We start from the raw sequence: 18,417 nt of genomic DNA on the forward strand, positions 1-18,417 counted from the left end.
TAATCGCCTGCTCATCTGGAAAAAAATTCCTGGAGGAAAGGAATACTTAGCACAAGAAGAAATTAATTCATTATCTTTAGAAGAAAAAGGTAATCTTTTTAGTCAATGGATTGCAAACAGTTGCCAAAATGTTAGGCTATTAGATTTATCTGGATTAGGCTTGACTTATTTGCCTCCCGAAATAGGCATGTTTCCTGCTCTTGCTTCTCTTAATTTAAGCTACAATCAGCTGACCTTTCTTCCTAAAGAAATAGGACAATTGATCCAGTTGGAGGGGTTTTACTTAAGCCGTAATCGCCTTATCTTTATACCAGAAGAAATAGGCCAGCTTTGTCATCTTCGGACGCTTGATTTAAGTGACAACCAACTCAGTAGGCTTCCTCTAGAGATAGGAAAGCTTTTTAAATTGGTAAACCTTTATCTAAGCTTAAATCAGCTTAGTTCCCTTCCCGCGGAAATAGGCCAGTTGTTTTTGCTAAAAGATTTTAACTTAAGCCAAAATTGCCTTAAAAGCCTTCCTGCTGAGATAGGACAGCTCACTCATTTAGAAGCATTTTATTTAAGCCAAAACTCTCTCACTTCTTTGCCTAAAGAAATAGCTCAGCTATCTCGTTTGCAAAAACTTGATGTAAGTCAAAACCAGCTGAACTCTTTTCCTTTAGAGATAGGAAAGCTTTTTAGGCTCGAATGGCTATGTTTAAATCATAATAGATTAGATGTCCTTCCGATAGAGATAGGTCAATTGAGTCAGTTACAGCGGCTTGATCTAAGCAAAAACCGGCTTAAGTCTCTTCCTACAGAAATAGGGCAACTGGCTCGATTGAGGACGCTTAACTTAAGCCGAAATCAGCTAACCTCCCTGCCTACAGAGATAGGTCAGTTGACTCAATTATATGGTCTTAACTTGAACCAAAACTATTTTGCTACTCTTCCTGTGCAGCTATGGCTACTGACTCAGCTAGAAGAGCTTTGCTTAAGTCAAAATAAGCTTGTCTCCCTACCTGCGGAAATCGATCAACTGAATCAGTTGGAAGAACTTTATTTAAGCCACAACCTTCTTATCTGCCTTCCCCCTAATATAGGGAATCTTCCCAAGCTAAAATGGCTTCATTTAGACCATAACCAGCTCAACTCCCTTCCTGTTGAGATAGAAAAGCTATCTCCATCGTTATATGAGCTAAATTTAACAGGAAATTCTTTTAAAACTATCCCTGAGAAGATTAGACAGCATTTTCAGCTGTAGAGGCTTTGCTTTCTTAGAAGAAAAATGTCCTTTCACATTTTGTTTAACTATCCTTAATAGTGAAGGCTAAGCATGCTGCTCTTCTTTCTCTTCTCCATTTTATGAATATATGGGATGGTATTAAAAGATTGCCGAGGCTTGAAGCCCGCAGATTAAGAATGGATAGTGAAGGTAAAAAAGAATAGTTTGCCTGCGTAGAAGATAGGAGTGAACAAAATGTGGGTGAAAAAGGTGTATTTTAAGCTAGGTAATGTGATCGGGTAAAAGCTTCTTTGTTGCTTGTATCTAAGCTAAACATTTTTTCTATTAGATAAGCCAGCTCTGTGATTAAAAGCTCGTTTGATTAGCATTTAAGAGGGCTCGAAAGGTTGCCTCTGTGCTAAATTTGAAAGCGAGTAATTTATAAACTTTTTCAGTTTTATGGTCCTTTGCTCAGCAAGTTTAAGTTAAAAAGAGCTTTTTAAGAATTTGGCTTAACCTTTTATTTGATAAGTTTTTTATTTTAATCACTAAGTCTATGGATAAGTATACATCTTAGGGTGCTTACAGAGTAATGTTAGAGCAAAAGAAATGCCTTGCTTGAAGTAAATACAGGGACGCTCTTATTTTAATTCGGTATAGCAAATTAGATAAATTAAAGGTATTCAAGATAGATGCTATTGCACTCACACGAGCAATTAGCCGTTCTTTATTTAATGTTGAGAGCAAAAAGGGTAACCCATTCCTTGATATTTTTTTGCCCTCCTATAAAAGCATCTATTAGCTTATTAGTGGCTACTAGTAGTACTGAGCAACAAAACTAGCTATAGGATGTCTATTTTCTATTCTAAAAAGATTCTAGATTCACTAAAGCGCAAGAAGCCTATCTGCATTCTTTATCAGAGATTTTAAAGGAAATATTTATTTACTCACAAATGGCACACTGAGAAAGTTGCTTTATCTCTGCAGGAAGAGAGGTAAGTTGGTTGAAGATTAAGGCAAGGTGTTTCAGCTGAGAAAGCTGACCTATCTCCACAGGAAGAGTGATTAGCTTGTTGCAGCTTAAGTCAAGCGATTCTAACTGAGAAAGCTGACCTATTTCTTTGGGAAGAGCGGTTAGCTTGTTGCTGCTTAAGTCAAGCGATCCTAACTGAGAGAGCTGACCTATTTCTTTGGGAAGAGAGATTAGCTGGTTCTTGCTTAATTCAAGCCGCTGCAGCTTAGAAAGCTGGCCTATCTCCACAGGAAGGATGTTTAGCTGGTTGTTGCCTAATCTAAGCCGCTGCAGCTGAGAAAGCTGTCCTATCTCCACAGGAAAGATGGTTAGCTGGTTGCTGCTTAAGATAAGCTCTTGCAGCTGAGAAAACTGACCTATCTCCGCAGGAAGAGCGTTTAGTTGGTTGTTGCTTAAATTAAGCGTTCCTAACTGAGAAAGTTGACCTATCTCCACAGGAAGAGCGTTTAGTTGGTTGTTGCGTAACCATAGATGTCTCAGCTGAGAAAGCTGTCCAATTGCAGCCGGAAGAGCAGCTAGCTGGTTTTGCTGTAAGTTAAGTATGTACAGCTGAGCCAACTGGCCTATCTCAGCAGGGAGGGTGGAGAGGTGGTTTTGCTGCAAGTTAAGACTGAACAATTGAGCTAGCTGGCCTATCTCAGCAGGAAGAGAGGTTAATTGGTTTTGTTGCAAGTTAAGCTTGTACAGCTGAGCTAACTGTCCAATTTCAACAGGGAGGGTGGTGAGGTTGTTTTTGCTTAGGTCAAGCTCTTGCAGCTGAGATAGCTGCCCTATCTCTGGAGGTAAAAAAGTTAAGCCTGATTCACTTAAATCTAGGTGAGTAAAACTTTTATCTTGCTTTTTCATCCATTTGCTTAGTTCTTCAATATAAGCCTTTAGAAGCTCTCCTTTTTGCTTTAAAGGCAAAGCTTTAATGCTTTCTTTGCTTAAGTTCTCTTTTCCTTCAGGCAGCTTCTGCCAAAGTAGGAGGCGATTAATATTGAGTAGATAGGAAGAATAATTAGAGAGGGTGAGAGCATCATTGATCGTGTTTTCTTCTTCAAAATCTACGGGAGAAAGATCTTTGGCTAGGCTGAAAATTTGCTTAAAGATGTAAGGAGCCTTTTCTTCCACAGCAAGGGTAGGCTTAATTTTATAAATCTGATCTATAATACGAGCTTGCTCTGTAAAATCTCCCCCTTTGTGAGGAAAATGGAAATGTACTATCTCGTAGTAAAGAGCGCTCATAGCTGGTGAGGAATGAGCTTGAATTTCTTTGACAGGTAAGCTAGATAAAGGAGTTGTATAAAGGGGAGATTGAGGAGTAACCGCAGAAATTGGCTGCGGAGAAACAGCTTGAGTTTCTTTAGCTGAGAGAATAGCTAAAGAAGATGAGGAAGTAGAAGATTGAGGAGCAACTGGTGAGAGAGGAGAAGAAGACCTATGGATTTGCTGCAGCTTTTCTAGAGCAAAAGATGGAGGAGTAGCTAAAGAAGATGAGGAAGTAGAAGGCTGAGAAACAACTGTTGGGGGAGGGGAAGAAGGGTTATGGATTTGCTGCAGTTTTTCTAGCGCAAATTGCCTTATCTTTTTATTTTCGCCTAGCAAATTTTTTGTCCATTTATAGCTTACCTTTTCTTTCTCGGTCAGCTCTTCACTATCCTGGCTTATCAACTCTTCCAATTGGCTTTCTAGCATTTTCTTTAAAGCTAATTTTTCTTGAATTAGGGGCTCTTCTAAAAGATTGAATAAAAGTTCAGTATAACCTTCCCTAGAATGTCCTAAAGAGGAAAGCGTCTTTTCTTGGGGTTTTTCGGAAAGAGAGTGAGAAATAGGCTGAGGAAGTGAAGAAGATGGGTGAAATGAAGAAGAATGTGAGGAGCGTTTAAGGCAAAACTCTAGGTAGGCTTGAGCTTTTTCATAAGTAGGGCTTAATTGTAAAGCCTGCAGTAAAGCTTCTATGGCTGCTTCATGATTTTCTTGTTCAACGTATTCTTTACCTCTTAAGAAATGCTTTTCGGCTTCTTCACTAGGTTCTTGTTTAGGTTCTTTTTCCAAAGGATGAGAGGTGGCTGTTTCTGCCAAGTGTCTGATCGTATAATTGGGTACATAATTTTTGATGGGCTGCCTATCTAAGGGGCAGAGCTTATTACGAGCTAAGCATTGGATGATGGTATCTTCATTAAAGGTGTGGCCACAAGGGACTAAAGTAACCGCTTTATTCATCAACTCCCCTGAGACAGCATCTTCTATATTTGCTGAAACTGTAGCTCGAAAGTCTGTCGGCGTGCTAGAGGTTGAATTGGAGGGGATCATCTAGGCTCCTTGAGTTTTATAAGTTAACACCTTCTTCAGGTTTAGGTGAAGGTGTTCTTTTTTGTCTAATAGATTTACTCCTCATACTTTTTTTTAGCAAGTTATTATTTAATAAAGGTAAAAGTTTGATGGCCGCTATTTTAAGGAGTAATTTTGCTAGGATCATTAGCATTTTCAGGGATAGATTTTAAAGCTTTCACGATGAGGGGTGGGAAAAAGGAGCCTTTAAAGCTATGCTTTCAAATTTAGATCCATGAAGATACGACGATGACCTGAGGAAAAGGCCAGCTGCATCAGCGTTTCACGAGTGAGCCAAGTATGATCCCTAATAGGCCTTTCATACGAAGAGTGAAAGAGTACGGGCTTTAAACTAGCTTGATATCTTGTAAAAGAGTGCTTAACTTGAGGAAGCTCTTTAATATATTGAGTTTCTAAAGACCATTGCAAAAACATCTCTTCTTGAAGACGTTGATAGCTCCAGCCTAGGGGAGGAGTCTCAAAATGAGGAAATTCATGTAAATCGGACATGATTTCACCTTTTTGCCCTCGTTTGACAAGTAATTTATCTCCAAATATAATGATAGGGACCGCACGATATAGATAGCTTGTTTCCACTTTGGTGGATTTAAAGGGTAATTGCTGAGCTGTACCATTCCTATAGCCCTTACAGCTAGATCTTAAAGGACATTCCATACATTTAGGCTTTTTCTTACATATTGTTGCCCCTAGTTCAATGAGAGCTTCATTTTGAATCCAAGCCTCATCTTCCGGAAGGATTTCTAGAGCAATTTTACGTAAATTATTCACGGCTTTATTTTTAGCAAAATCCTCTTTAATTTCAAAATAACGGGATAAGACGCGAATCACATTGCCATCAACAGCTGCGGCACGTTGACGAAAAGCAAAACTTAAGATGGCTCCCACGGTATAAGGGCCTAATCCTTTTATTTTTTTTAATTCCTCTTTATTAGAAGGCAGTTGCCCTTGATGATGATTTACAACATATTGAGCAGCTTGATGTAAGCTCCTTGCTCTAGAATAATATCCTAAGCCTTCCCATAATTTAATGATCTCATCAAGCTCTGCGTTAGCAAGGGAAGCTATAGAGGGAAAGCGCAGCATCCATCGATGAAAGTAAGGAATAACTACGGAGACTTGTGTTTGCTGCAACATGACTTCCGATACCCAGACAGCATAAGGAGATGGCTGATGACGCCAAGGAAGAGAGCGTTTCTCAGATAAGAACCATTCTTTAAGCCTTTTAAAATCAATTGAATACATAAAACCTAATAAAATATGCATTTTTCCAATAGAAAAAATGATATTATACGTGATGAGCTTAATGAGGTAAAGATGATAGACGAAGCATTAAAAATGGCCATGAGCGCTCTCGTAAATGTTTTGCGTGAGTTGCTAGCCAATATGGAAGAAGAGCAATATGCTATTATGGCGCAAAATGCTCCAGCTTTTCAAGTGATCATGAATAGTAGAGAGCCGCTTCTAAATTCTATGCAAGCTTTCAGAGGTGCAATGGTGCAGGAAATCAATAAGTTAAAAGACCTTCATCCCGAGCATGCTGATTTTGAAAGCGATCAAGAGAGGCTAAAAAATTTAGCTCGATTGGCAGGCGCTGATAACATTGAGCTGTTAACTCTGCGGGATCAAATTTTAGCTCTTTCCGAGCAGATGGAAAAGCAAAACACTTATAATAAACTACTTTTAGGCAATCAGCAAAATGAGTCTGATCCTGAAAATTATTCCCATCAATACAAACCTCGACTAGCCGCTAGGGTTAAGCCTCAAAAGATTTCTGGTCTCCCTAAGCAGGTTCTTCAAACAATAGAAAGAGCAGTCGAGGAAAATTAAAGCTTGTAGATAGGTCTTTAATTTTTTAAGAAACAATCTATAAGTTAGTTCATTTAAAGTTTATTGTAATAAAGCTTAGCCTTTGAAGATTGAGGAGACAGGGCTAAGCAAAGTTATGCTTGTTACGCTTTTAACACCCATAAAAGTTAGGTGTTTTAGCAAAAAAGTTAATGAAAACTTTAAAAAAAGCTTTTTATCAAAGGATATCTACCAGCTGATGCTCAAGATTTTGTTTAACAGCATACTGCTTTTCCCACGGCTCAGTAAATAAAGCAATCGGCCGATTGTAACGGTCTTGGACGATTAAGCTGTTACTCGGCTTTTGAAAAGTTTTAATGTCACCCAGTAGCCAAGCACTGCATTTGTAGGGTAAGGAAGAGACTGCTGTGTCGACACCATATTCATCCTTTAAGCGGTATTGCATCACTTCAAACTGGAGCTGTCCTACAGCAGCGAAGATTAGCTCAGCGCCATATTCGTAAGGTTTAAGCAGTTGTATGGCTCCTTCTTCTGTTAATTGGTAAACACCTTTATCAAAGGATTTACGCTTGCCCACATCTTTGGGAGAAACATGCGCAAAAATTTCGGGTTGAAAATGCGGAATGGGTTTGAAGTTGAAACCACCCTTAGTCGAAATGGTATCGCCTACGGAAAATACACCTGGGTTAATTACACCGATTACATCGCCAGCATAGCCCGTATCCACAATGGTACGTTCTCCAGCTAGCATGCCATGAGGGCGCGAAAGGCGCACTTCTTTAGCCGTACGATGATGCTTAACAAGCATGTCACGTTCAAATTTACCCGAGCAAATCCTTAAAAAAGCCATGCTATCACGATGCTTTTTATCCATGTTAGCTTGTATTTTAAAAACATAGGCACTGAACGGTGCTTCCACAGGGTCGAGCGTTTTTTCTTCCCCATTGTTTAAGTTAACTAGGCGAGGTTGGGGAGGCGGGGCAAGATGGATAAAGGCATCAAAAAAAGGTTCAACACCAAAATTGGTTAAAGCCGATGCAAAAAATACGGGAGTCACATTACCTGCTAGAAAATGCTTATAATCAAAAGGGTTACCAGCCATTTCTAATAATTCTAGCTCTTGCATTAAACTATGGTGGGCTTCTTCTCCCAGGAGCAGAATAATTTCAGGGCTGTTAAGAGGATAACGAGTAATTTCAGCTTTTTGCGCGCCACCTACCGAGGTTTTTGCAAAAAGAAGCACCTTCTTTTCTAATCGATCGTATACGCCCTTAAAAGAAGCTCCGCAGCCAATGGGCCAATTAAAAGCTGTAGATTGGATACCTAGCACATTCTCTACTTCATTCATAAGGTCGAGGGGCTCGCGTCCAGGCATGTCCATTTTATTAATAAAGGTCAAAACTGGAATTTTGCGAAGCCGGCATACTTCGAAAAGCTTACGCGTTTGTTTCTCAACCCCTTTAGCAGCATCAATGACCATGATAGCACAGTCAGCAGCTGTGAGAGTTCTATAAGTGTCTTCAGAAAAATCTTCGTGACCAGGAGTATCTAAAATATTAATCAATGTCTCTTTGTAAGGAAACTGCATGGCCGAGGAGGTAATAGAAATCCCTCGTTCTTGTTCCATAGCCATCCAATCGGAAGCGGCAGCTTTGCGTCCTTTACGCCCTCGTACAATTCCTGCGGTATGAAGCATACCGGAATAAAGCAATAGCTTTTCTGTTAGGGTAGTTTTGCCAGCATCAGGATGGCTGATAATGGCAAATGTCCGGCGTTTAAAAATCTCAGCTTGCAGGTCTACTTTATTTTCTAAGGGGCTCACATCTTTCCAGTAATTGTTTAGTTTAAAATGAAAAGTAGTGTAACATATTTAGGTAATATAACCCAAACATCTTAAAGGAGGAAGTTACGATAAATTAGCTTGGTAGATGTTAGAGAAGCTACAGCTTTTTTTTGTTAATTAAAAAATTTAATAAAGGATTATGCTACTAGAGGCTTAAATTATTAAAAGCCATCCATATTTTTTATTGTATTTTCAGAAAATAATTTATACAATTTTTTGCTATGAAAGTTTGCCAAAACACACGTTATGTCTTTATAGGGAGCCACCTCTTAAATGCCCCGCTGTGGGCGATGTATACTTTGCTAGTCTTTATCTTTTATAAAGATTTGCATGCCTCACCTTTACAGATCACCTTGCTCATTAGTTCTAAGCCTGTAGTAGCTATTGCTTCATTCTATTGGAACTCCTTTGTAGAGAAAAGGCATGATTTGCTAAAGAAGAGTATAGGATGTGCAACTGTGATAGGGCTTCTGCCTTGTTTTTTCTTCCCCTTTATCGATAATAATTGGTTTTATATCTTCGCTTTCGCTGTTTATATGATGGCCAGCAGAGCTATTATACCTGCATGGATGGAAATCCTAAAAATTAAAATTCATGCCGAAGCAAGAAGTAAAATCTTTTCCGTAGGCTCTTCAATTAATTATTTAACTAGCCTTTTCTTTCCTTTATTTATCTCACGATGGATGGATAATAGTCCTGGCATTTGGCGCTGGGGATTTTTTATAGCAGCAGCAATAAGTTTATTGAGCAATTTTTTATTGGTTACTATCCCCCTGCCTAAAGAGGAACCTCCTCATCTAAATGATAAACAGAATTTAAAAGATACTCTGGTGCAGCCGTGGAGAAATTTTATAAAGTTAATGAGAGCACGCCCAGATTTTGCCCACTTTCAACTGATCTTTATGTGTGGAGGGCTAGGGCTTATGATTATGCAGCCAGCGTTACCTGTTTTTACGTTAGAAGTGCTACACCTTTCCTACACTGAATTAGTCATTGCTATCTCCGTTTGCAAAGGAATAGGCTTTGCGTTGACTACCCGTATATGGGCTTCATTTTTTAATAAAATAAACATTTATATTTTAACTTTTTTGATTTGTTTTTTAGCTACTTTATTCCCTATATTCTTGATAACAGCTAGCTTACATTGGATATGGGTGTACGTGGCTTATTTTGTCTATGGAACTATGCAGGCAGGCAGTGAGATGTGCTGGAATCTATCAGGGCCTAAGTTTGCTCGGAAAGAAAATAGTGCAGCCTTTACAGGCATCAATGTAGTGCTGGTGGGTCTTAGAGGATGTTTAGGACCTTTTTTAGGGGGTTATCTAGGATTTATTGCTAATTCCTATTTACCCTTGATAGTAGGAGGGTTTTTTTGCCTTTGCGGAACAGGGTGTGCAATATACAGTAGCAAGAAATATGCAGAAAAGGAGCTTTTGTCAAAACCTACTTAGAAAAAATATGGAAATATTTCCACCTTATATTCGCAAGATAATGAGCTTCCCTCATGAGTTGTGGATTAAAAATTTAAGAGAAAATTAATATTCTTTTTGTATAAAAAGGTAGCACTTTTTTTCCAACCATGATAAATGCATTTTTTATCGAAGAAGAGGATGAGAAACCAAAAAGATTTTGAAAAAGAAGAAAAAGACAGGCAAATCACTTGCTACAGACTCTATCTCTTCCTTTCTCTAAGAAATATAGAGAAAGAAGGCTTGAGAAAAGGATGGGACCTGGACTAGATTGCTTTTTTTTAAAGTCTTTTTTTAATGGTTACTATTCTTTTTTTAAGTAGCTGAAAAATTGCTCCTTGGCTCTTTATGCGCAACTTCTAGGCGGTAGAAGTTGAGAAATGACACTAATAAATAAGGTAAATTTAATGGAAGAAGATTGCACTTATAACTTCAATGTAAATCCTTTGGAAGAAAAGATTGCTACAGATACTTTAGAGCGTTATTCAGGCTCGACCGTGCAAGATTTTCAACCTTATCTGCTGCTTACTAATTTCCCTCGCTATGTTAGGCAATTTGCCAATGATCGGAATCTACCTATCCTAGAGGGATCTATGTTTTCTGTAGCTCACTCCCCAGAGGAAAAAGTAAGTATCTTGGATTTCAAAATAGGGTCTGCAGCAGCAGCTCTTATCATCGATCTTTGTGCTTTTTTGCCTATTCGTGCCGCTTTGCTATTAGGTATGTGTGGAGGCTTGAGAAAGCATCATAAGATTGGAGATTACTTCGTGCCGGTGGCAGGTATAAGAGGAGAAGGAACCTCGGACTTTTATTTTCCGCAAGAGGTGCCTTCGATGGCTAATTTTCTTGTACAAAAATGTGTAAGTAATGTTCTTGATCAACAAAATTCCACTTATCACATTGGCATTACCCATACTACGAACAAGCGTTTTTGGGAGTTTAACGAAAACTTTAAAAGCCGTTTAGAAAAAACGCGTCCGCAAGCGATAGAGATGGAATGTGCCACCCTTTTTATGGCTAGCTATTACCATAAGCTTCCCCTTGGGGCGCTTCTACTTATTTCCGATCTACCTTTAGGTAAAGATGGAGTGAAAACTAAACAAAGCTCCGAAAAAGTTTACCAAGAATATACGATCGATCATGTAGATAAAGGCGTGAAAATTATGCTTGAACTGGATGCGACCTTAAATCATCAAGCCAAAGGTGTTTTTCGAGGAGCAAGGCGCCGCTTTGAGTCACCTAAGATAGCCATATCTGAAGTTTAGTTAATAAATGCTTTAAACTACACCTGCAAGGTAGGGTAGGGTGTTAGGAACTACCGATTATTAAGATCTTTTAGCAATTAAAATAACCTATAAACATTTTGTTTTATTAATATCATATTAATCTGCATGAGTAGAGGCATGGCAAATAAGCTCTGTGCTTTTTTAAGGCGTATGTAAGATGTCCGACGTATACAAAGAGTATTGGCTATTACTGTATAGTAATTCTCTTTTGCCTGGCTAAAGCTTCTTACTAGGGGTGTTTGGCAATAGTAGAGGTTGTTTTATCGCTGTTAATGCCATTGGCAGCATGTATGTTCAAGGGATATTTCCTTTCTTGAAACTGATAGCCTGCAAGACAGCTTGCTTGAAATCTATTCTTAAGATAACGACTGTTAATCTTAGGCTAGACGAATGCATGATTCTCTCTTATGCTAAATAACTCTCCTCGTTTTCCTCTAGATGAAAACTTGTTGCTCCTAAATGTAGGTTTTTATCTGAATGCCAAGCACTTTAATCGTATGCAAAGCTACCCTAGTAAAAAGCTTAGTCACTCCCATTCCAAATATCTTATCAAGTGTTCTACTTAAAAACATTCTTGCCAATCTGGTTAGGGAGTAGGTGCCTGCCTAATAAATGATCTAGCGGCTTGTCTTTAAAATATTCAGAATACAGGTAAAGAGTGCGGCTTACAAAGTTCAATCCATTTAAAATTGTGCATTTAACAGCTTGCCTATATGTTAAATGCTTATTCTTTGCCTCGTGGCCTGCTGCCTGATCCATAAAGCCAACTAACCCTATCTTCTCATATATCCCCAGCTACCCATCCTGAATGGTCAACGTTTGGCATATCTATTTGCCTATCTCTTAATCTCATTATTTAGATTTTAAAAAATATTTAACTCGATGGGCTTTTAGAATCCCAATTTATATTTTTGCTGAGGAATGTAAAGTAGATCATCTACACTGAGCCCATTAACAAACTAGCCTCTCCTCGAGTAAAGTAACAAAATAGAGGGAGATGAAAAGGGGAAAGTAGAGCGAAATATTAAGGAATATACCTGTGTTTAGTAAGAGGTAAGGGGGCCATCTATGGATCTCATTCGCCTTTATGGGGGGGAGCTCTATTCTACTGGGATTTCCTGGGTAGATGAGGTTTACAAGAAGCCTGTGGAAAGGATAAAATAGGGGTTTAACCTAGGAGATGTATATGGGTGCTCATTCTCATACCAATCATGATAAAGTCAAAATGACTATAGAGTGTACCCCTGATGAAAGGGCGTACATCAAAATATTAGCCGCTAAGGCTCATTTGAATCTTAGTGAATTAGTGCTTTCTTATCTTAGAAAGGATTTCCCTCGTACGCCCAACAAGGAGACCCTTGCAGCTATGAAAGAAATTGATGAGGGTGGTGGAATGGTTTACAAATCCATGGACGATTTTTGGGAAGATATGGGAGTTAAACCCAGTGCTAGATCTTAAACCTTTATTTTATTGGAAGGTTGCTTAAAAAGAGAGGATAGAATTTAAGTTGATAAGCAAAAATATTATCCTCCCCTATAAAGGGGCTGTAATAAACCTAAATATCTTATTGCTCAGGCAAAAACTACCCAAGTACTTTGCTTTGCTTAGATTGTTTCTTAACGATCCAAAAGACCATATATAATTTTTAAAGAATACGCCTGCTGCTGTTACCCGGCTGGTTTAATTCTTTCTTGGCCATTTTTAAAGTACTTAGGGTTTATCATCTGGCCTGTTACAGCATTCCAATGGGTGATAGTAAGCGAACCATCGGGATTTTCCACCTGGATGGCATACACAGGTAGATATACTTCAGTGATGTGACGAATGCTGAAATCATGGCCAAAAGCACATTTAGCAACCCTTTCGATTTGAGAAGGGGTATACTTTTCAGAAACACGTTGAGAATAGTTGTAAGGTTTAGAAACCAACATTCTATTAAACTTTGTTTGAGGAGTCACAAGAATTTTAGGGTTTTCAAAATGCAGTTGCAAAAGGTTACCTTTACGTGTGATTAACTGCTTTTGGATAGCACTTTCAATCCATGGATTTACCACATCCGCTTCTAGTTGCAAATCTGCTAGCAAATCTTCTTTAGTGCGAATGCCATTAAATTTGGCTAAAGCGTTAAGTATTTTAAATTCTTCACGTGTGGCTTGTGCATTAATAGCATCTTCAAAACCGTGCGTCCTTTCCCATGTCTCGGTATTTAGAACCATTTCTCCATCGGTTAAGCTCCATAAAATGACCCCTTCGCGTGTTTTTTTATCGGCTGTAAATTTAACTTCCATCAGCAAGTAAGGATGATATTTATACTGGGGTTCTTTATATTGATAACTAGTATCCCCTAAAAGCTCGCGAGAATGAGCGTCCATAATTTGTTGGGGAGTATAGCGCGCTTCTAGTGTTTGAAATTCACCATTTTCTACATAGCGAGTCACTATATTTTTTACATCTCCCTTATTAGACCAGAGCCACCATCCTCCACCTAGCAGGATTAAAGAAATGACGAGGAGTTGAATTTTGCGCATGTTGCATCCTATTTTCTGTATGTGTTCGACTTAAAAAATAAAGATATTTTTGCTTACCTAAATTAATCAGATAAACAAGTAGCTTAAATCATTTATTCTTTCATAGATAATAAAAATTCCACATTGCTATTAGTTTTTTTCAAGCGGCCTAACACTAGATTCATCGCATCGTTGGGTGCTAGATCAGCAACGGCTTGCCGTAGTAAATAAACCTTTTCTAATTCGTTAGGATGGTAAAGAAGCTCTTCCTTACGAGTTCCACTCTTAATAATATCAATCGCTGGATAAATACGTCGCTCAGCTAAACGTCGATCAAGCACTAGCTCCATATTGCCGGTACCTTTAAATTCTTCAAAAATGACCTCGTCCATACGGGACCCTGTATCAATTAATGCGGTGGCAATAATTGTCAGCGAACCTCCCTGCTCGATATTCCTTGCGGCGCCAAAGAAACGTTTAGGCTTATGTAAAGCATTAGCATCTACACCGCCTGTCAAAATTTTCCCTGAATGAGGTTCTATAGTATTATAGGCACGGGCGAGTCTTGTGATAGAGTCTAGCAGAACAACGACGTCATTGCCATGCTCAACTAATCTCCTTGCTTTTTCGATAACCATTTCTGCTACTTGCACGTGTCTTTCAGGGGGCTCATCAAAAGTTGAAGAAACAACTTCTCCCTTAACAATTCTCTGCATGTCTGTTACTTCCTCAGGTCTTTCGCCGATCATGAGGACGATAACAATGACTTCCGGATTATTAATAGCTATAGCATTAGCAATATTTTGAAGAATAATCGTCTTACCTGTACGAGGGGGGGCTACAATTAGCCCACGCTGGCCTTTACCTATAGGAGCTGCAAGATCCAACACACGCGTGGATAGCTTATCTTTTGTTGTTTCCATGACCATGCGTTTGCTTGGATACAGAGCTGTTAAATTCTCAAAAAGAATGCGCTCGCGAGCTTTTTCTGGAGTTTTTCCATTGATTTTATCTACTTTGAGAAGAGCAAAGTATTTTTCTTTGTCTTTAGGAGGCCGAATAGTCCCAGAAAGGGTATCACCCTTTTTTAAATCAAAACGTCTAATCTGCGCTGGAGAAACGTAGATATCTTCTGCAGAAGGTAAATAATTATAGTTGGGGGATCGCAGAAAGCCAAATCCGTCAGGCAAAATTTCTAATACGCCTTCACCATACAAAATCTCGGCAGGATTTTCTGAGAGCGCCTTGACGATTTCAAAAACCATTTGAGATTTAGTAAGAGATCCTAGGTGTTTAAGGCCAATTTTTTTACTGAACGCGTTTAATTGGTCGATATTCATGCGCTGAATTTCAGCGATTTTAATTGTTTCGCCGGGGGGAACAATAGCTGTCGTGTTGATAGATGGGTGCTCTTGTTGATTCTCTTCGCCCTCTTCAAAGGTAGAGTAGTGCGTCTCTGAATGAGTGTTTTCTGGATCCATTTAAGAATCAGACTCCTAAATTTAATGGGTTAAAATGTTCATTAACTTTTTTGTTTCAATTTCTAAATCGTATAGGTTGCTATCGTTGACAATAACATAATCAGCCCTATGAGCTTTTTCATCGATAGGCAACTGCCTTGCTGAGCGCCTTTCATATTCTTCAATACTTTTTCCTGTAGCTTTTTGAAAACGCTTTTTACTTTTGTCTAAATCAGCTACGACACTAATCACCGTATCATAGAAATTCTCTAGCCTAGCTTCAAAAAGCAAGGGAATTTCAGCTACAAATAACTTTTTTCTGTTTTCTTGTTGATTAGCTAAATCATAGTGTTTCTTAATTTCATCTTGAACTGCAGGATGTAGGAGGTTTTCAAGAGATTTAAGTAATAAGGGTTGTTTGAATACCTTTTGTGAAATTTTAGAACGATCGATTTGATTATTTATGACTATATCGCTGCCAATTAGTAGAATAACGCGCTGACCGAGATTCGTGGTAGGGGAAAGCAGTCGGTGCACAATATCGTCTGCACTTACCACGTAAGCGCCAAACCTCTTAAAGAAATGACAGACTGATGTCTTGCCACACGAAAGACCGCCCGTTACGGCAACTTTAGACAATGCTAACATTCTTTCCAATTTTTGCCAATACTGATATCTACAATCAAAGGAACTTTTAATTTAAAAACATTTTGCATGATCTCCCGCACCATGGGCTCTATAGAGAGAATTTCAAAATCAGGAAGCTCAAAAATTAATTCATCATGAATTTGTATAACCATGTAGCCTAATTTTCTTTCTTTGTGAAGTCTTTCATTAATTTGTATCATAGCTAGTTTGATCAGATCGGCTGCCGTACCTTGGATAGGTGCATTGACAGCAAGCCGTTCTGCTGCTGCCCGGATCTGCATATTTTTACTATTAATTTCTGGAATAAGCCTTTCGCGGCCCGTAAGAGTGACTGCTTTTCCTAATTTACGTACCGATTCTTTAACGGATTCTAGGTATTCTTTAACCTTGCTATATTGTTTAAAATACATCTCAATAAAAAGCTTAGCATCTTTGACATCAATCCCTAATGTTTGGGAAAGCCCAAAAGGGCCTTGGCCGTAAATGACTCCAAAATTTACTGTCTTAGCTTGATATCTCATCTCTTTTGTCACTTGTTCCAGGGGGACATTAAAAATTGCTGCAGCGGTTCTTAGATGAATATCTTGATTGCTTTGGAAAGCTTCCAGAAGGGTAGGGTCTTCACTTAGATGAGCGAGAAGACGCAGTTCAATCTGCGAATAATCTGCAGCCAAGAAGCTCCACCCTGATTTTTCAGGGCGGAATGCTTGCCTTATTTGAATGCCCCACTCGGTGCGCACAGGAATATTTTGCAGGTTAGGATCTTGGCAGGATAGCCTGCCTGTAGCAGCTACAGATTGATTAAAGGTACAATGGATGCGATGAGTTTTAGGGTTAACTTCTAAGGGTAGAGTTTCTACATAGGTGGAGCGCAGCTTTTCTAGCATGCGATATTCCATCAATTTACTAGCAATAGGGTATTGATGTTGAAGAAATTCTAAAACTTCGGCACTGGTAGAATTGCCTGTGGCAGTCTTTTTGGGAGGCTGTATGCCTAGCTTGTTAAAAAGAATATCGCTCATTTGTTTAGGAGAGTTCAAATTAAATTCCTCTCCTGCCATTAAATAAATTTCTTTTTCAAGCACCCTAATTTGCGCAGTAACCTTTATGGAAAGATTCTTTAAAAATTCTTTGTCTAAATATATTCCTTGACGTTCCATCTCTAGCAAAACTTTAAGAAGGGGTAGCTCAATATTATCTAATAAAGAATATAATTTTCTTTCCTGCAGCTGCTTTTTCAATACTTTCTTAAGACGACATGTGAAATCTACGTCTTCACAGCAATAGGCAAAGACCTGTTCAATCGGCACTTCACGCATGGAAATTGCTTTTTTGCCTTTCCCGATTAATGAATGGATGGCTATCTTCACCTTACCAAAATATTCTAAAGAAAGGGTATCAAGAGAATGTTGGCGCCTATGCGAGTTAAGCAAATAAGAGGCCAAGATAGTATCAAAGGTTATGTTGGCCACTTGAATGCCGTAAAGGCTCAATACATGGAGGTCGTATTTAACATTGTGGCCATAAAAGCCAATAGAAGAATTTTCAAAAAGAGGTTTTAAAGTCTGAACTACTTTTTCAAGGCCCAGCTGACCGTTGACAGGCACATACCATGCTTGTAAAGGTTGGTAGCATAGACCTATGCCTATTAGTTCTGCTTTTAAGGCATGTATCGATGTCGTTTCTGTGTCAAAGCAGATTTCCTTTTGAAGCATGAGTTCATCTACAAGAGCGCTTAAGCTCTCTTCATCATCTACACACTGATAAGATACTTGTTCTTCGTTTGCACTTAATCCAAGAGGATTCGAGGAGGGTATTTCTTTTTCTAATTCTTTAAGTAAAGAGTTAAAGTTTTTACTGATGTAAAAGCTTTTTAGCTGCTCTTTTTGGCAGGGAATCAAGCGATAGAAGCTCTCTTCGCGCGGGATATTTACATGTGTGTTAACTGTAACAAGTTGCTTGCTAAGAAGAGCTTTTTCAGCTTCTTGAATGATGATTTCTTGCTTTTTTTTACCGGGAATTTCTTCTGGGTGGGCCAAGATGTATTCCAACGAGCCAAATTGCTGTAAAAGTGCTGAGGCAGTTTTGGGGCCAAATCCTGAAAGGCCCGGAATATTATCAGAGGCATCACCTGTTATAGCTAAAAAATCAATAATTTTATGGGGAGGCACTCCATAAGCTGCTTCAATTTCTTTGGCTCCCATGATTAGATTATCTTTAAAAGTATTAAGGATAAAGACTTGATCATTTACTAGCTGGCACATATCTTTATCGCTTGTGCAAATATAGGCCTTGGCTTGTTGTTGTTGAGAGGCCCATACTGCAATACTGCCCATTGTATCATCAGCCTCTACTTCCGGAATATTTAAAATAGGGATGCCTCGTAGCGCACAGTATTCTCTTGCCCATTGGATTTGATAAAGAAGGTCAGGAGGCATATCTGGCCGATGGGCTTTATAGTCTGCATAGATACTGGCCCGTGCATTGATGCTGCGAGGGCCATCAAATACGGCTACTAAATGATAAGGCTTAAAATCAATAATTAGCTTTGAGACCGAACGAATAAAGCCAAATAAGGCATTAGTGGATTCTCCTTGGTGATTTGTAATATTTCGAATAGCAAAATAAGAACGATAGATATAGCCCGATGCATCAATGATATAAATGTCATTCATCACAAACCTTTTTAAGACCTTTAACTACTATTTTAGATGAGAGGAGTTTTGAATTTAAATGCAAACTTTAAGAGAAGGAAAGGAGATTCCTTAACATCCAATTAATTTTGCATTTAAATTTTATCTGAAGCAAATGGCCACTTAAATTACT

13 protein-coding genes are annotated in these 18,417 nt (G+C 38.7%); 5 read left to right on the forward strand and 8 right to left on the reverse strand.

The annotated features are described in order from the left end of the window. Positions 1-1,243: leucine-rich repeat domain-containing protein (locus NEOC65_RS01705; protein WP_213155520.1), on the forward strand; the 1,243-nt coding region annotated here is incomplete at its 5' end. Between the two features lie 904 nt (positions 1,244-2,147). On the opposite strand, the gene NEOC65_RS01710 is transcribed toward NEOC65_RS01705, so the two are convergent. Beyond that, entirely contained in the window at positions 2,148-4,532 is a 2,385-nt protein-coding gene (locus tag NEOC65_RS01710) for a leucine-rich repeat domain-containing protein (protein WP_213155521.1), read from the reverse strand. 231 nt (positions 4,533-4,763) lie between these two features. Further along, complete coding sequence (gene mutY, locus NEOC65_RS01715) at positions 4,764-5,813, reverse strand: A/G-specific adenine glycosylase (RefSeq protein ID WP_213155522.1); 1,050 nt, start codon at positions 5,811-5,813, stop codon at positions 4,764-4,766. Positions 5,814-5,885: 72 nt separating this feature from the next. Here mutY and flgN point away from each other — a divergent pair, with 72 nt between their 5' ends. Further along, positions 5,886-6,398 carry a flagellar export chaperone FlgN gene (flgN, locus tag NEOC65_RS01720; RefSeq protein WP_213155523.1) on the forward strand — a complete coding sequence of 171 codons (513 nt, stop codon included), beginning with the start codon at positions 5,886-5,888 and terminating at the stop codon, positions 6,396-6,398. Between the two features lie 196 nt (positions 6,399-6,594). Here the strand turns inward: flgN and NEOC65_RS01725 are convergent, their stop codons facing one another. After that, the gene (locus NEOC65_RS01725; protein WP_349305281.1) at positions 6,595-8,199 is read right to left on the reverse strand and encodes a peptide chain release factor 3; all 1,605 of its coding nucleotides are present in this window, start codon (positions 8,197-8,199) and stop codon (positions 6,595-6,597) included. 242 nt (positions 8,200-8,441) lie between these two features. Between NEOC65_RS01725 and NEOC65_RS01730 the strand changes: the two genes are divergently transcribed. After that, positions 8,442-9,671 (forward strand): MFS transporter, encoded by a 1,230-nt coding sequence (locus NEOC65_RS01730; RefSeq protein WP_213155524.1) that lies wholly within the window; start codon positions 8,442-8,444, stop codon positions 9,669-9,671. Positions 9,672-10,096: 425 nt separating this feature from the next. Then, entirely contained in the window at positions 10,097-10,954 is an 858-nt protein-coding gene (locus NEOC65_RS01735; protein WP_213155542.1) for an AMP nucleosidase, read from the forward strand. 579 nt (positions 10,955-11,533) lie between these two features. Here the strand turns inward: NEOC65_RS01735 and NEOC65_RS09910 are convergent. Next, positions 11,534-11,770, reverse strand: coding sequence for a DUF4277 domain-containing protein (locus NEOC65_RS09910; protein WP_502710345.1), 237 nt, complete (start codon positions 11,768-11,770; stop codon positions 11,534-11,536). Between the two features lie 391 nt (positions 11,771-12,161). Between NEOC65_RS09910 and NEOC65_RS01745 the strand changes: the two genes are divergently transcribed. Further along, positions 12,162-12,434, forward strand: coding sequence for a hypothetical protein (locus NEOC65_RS01745; RefSeq protein WP_213155526.1), 273 nt, complete (start codon positions 12,162-12,164; stop codon positions 12,432-12,434). A 209-nt stretch (positions 12,435-12,643) separates the two neighbouring features. Here NEOC65_RS01745 and NEOC65_RS01750 read toward each other — a convergent pair whose 3' ends face one another. The 4 genes from NEOC65_RS01750 to polA all read right to left on the reverse strand — a co-directional run bounded on the left by NEOC65_RS01750 (position 12,644) and on the right by polA (position 18,266). Further along, positions 12,644-13,504, reverse strand: coding sequence for a hypothetical protein (locus tag NEOC65_RS01750; protein ID WP_213155527.1), 861 nt, complete (start codon positions 13,502-13,504; stop codon positions 12,644-12,646). A 92-nt stretch (positions 13,505-13,596) separates the two neighbouring features. Continuing rightward, a complete protein-coding gene (rho, locus tag NEOC65_RS01755) occupies positions 13,597-14,823 on the reverse strand; it encodes a transcription termination factor Rho (RefSeq protein WP_207391769.1) in 1,227 nt (408 codons plus the stop codon). A gap of 162 nt (positions 14,824-14,985) precedes the next feature. Continuing rightward, positions 14,986-15,591, reverse strand: coding sequence for a dephospho-CoA kinase (gene coaE, locus NEOC65_RS01760; RefSeq protein ID WP_213155528.1), 606 nt, complete (start codon positions 15,589-15,591; stop codon positions 14,986-14,988). Continuing rightward, positions 15,585-18,266 (reverse strand): DNA polymerase I, encoded by a 2,682-nt coding sequence (gene polA, locus NEOC65_RS01765; protein WP_213152038.1) that lies wholly within the window; start codon positions 18,264-18,266, stop codon positions 15,585-15,587. The genes coaE and polA overlap by 7 nt, the downstream gene beginning before the upstream one ends. Positions 18,267-18,417 lie beyond the last annotated feature (151 nt).

It is taken from the genome of Neochlamydia sp. AcF65, from assembly GCF_018342435.1.
In the GTDB taxonomy this organism is placed as follows: Bacteria; Chlamydiota; Chlamydiia; order Chlamydiales; family Parachlamydiaceae; genus Neochlamydia.

Excerpts from the sequence above, each read along its gene's own strand:
- flgN (WP_213155523.1), top strand. The coding sequence starts at position 5,886 with ATGATAGACGAAGCATTAAAAATGGCCATGAGCGCTCTCGTAAATGTT.
- NEOC65_RS01735 (WP_213155542.1), top strand. The coding sequence starts at position 10,097 with ATGGAAGAAGATTGCACTTATAACTTCAATGTAAATCCTTTGGAAGAA.
- NEOC65_RS01750 (WP_213155527.1), bottom strand. The coding sequence starts at position 13,504 with ATGCGCAAAATTCAACTCCTCGTCATTTCTTTAATCCTGCTAGGTGGA.
- polA (WP_213152038.1), bottom strand. The coding sequence starts at position 18,266 with ATGAATGACATTTATATCATTGATGCATCGGGCTATATCTATCGTTCT.
- coaE (WP_213155528.1), bottom strand. The coding sequence starts at position 15,591 with ATGTTAGCATTGTCTAAAGTTGCCGTAACGGGCGGTCTTTCGTGTGGC.
- NEOC65_RS01745 (WP_213155526.1), top strand. The coding sequence starts at position 12,162 with ATGGGTGCTCATTCTCATACCAATCATGATAAAGTCAAAATGACTATA.
- NEOC65_RS01730 (WP_213155524.1), top strand. The coding sequence starts at position 8,442 with ATGAAAGTTTGCCAAAACACACGTTATGTCTTTATAGGGAGCCACCTC.
- mutY (WP_213155522.1), bottom strand. The coding sequence starts at position 5,813 with ATGTATTCAATTGATTTTAAAAGGCTTAAAGAATGGTTCTTATCTGAG.
- rho (WP_207391769.1), bottom strand. The coding sequence starts at position 14,823 with ATGAATATCGACCAATTAAACGCGTTCAGTAAAAAAATTGGCCTTAAA.
- NEOC65_RS01710 (WP_213155521.1), bottom strand. The coding sequence starts at position 4,532 with ATGATCCCCTCCAATTCAACCTCTAGCACGCCGACAGACTTTCGAGCT.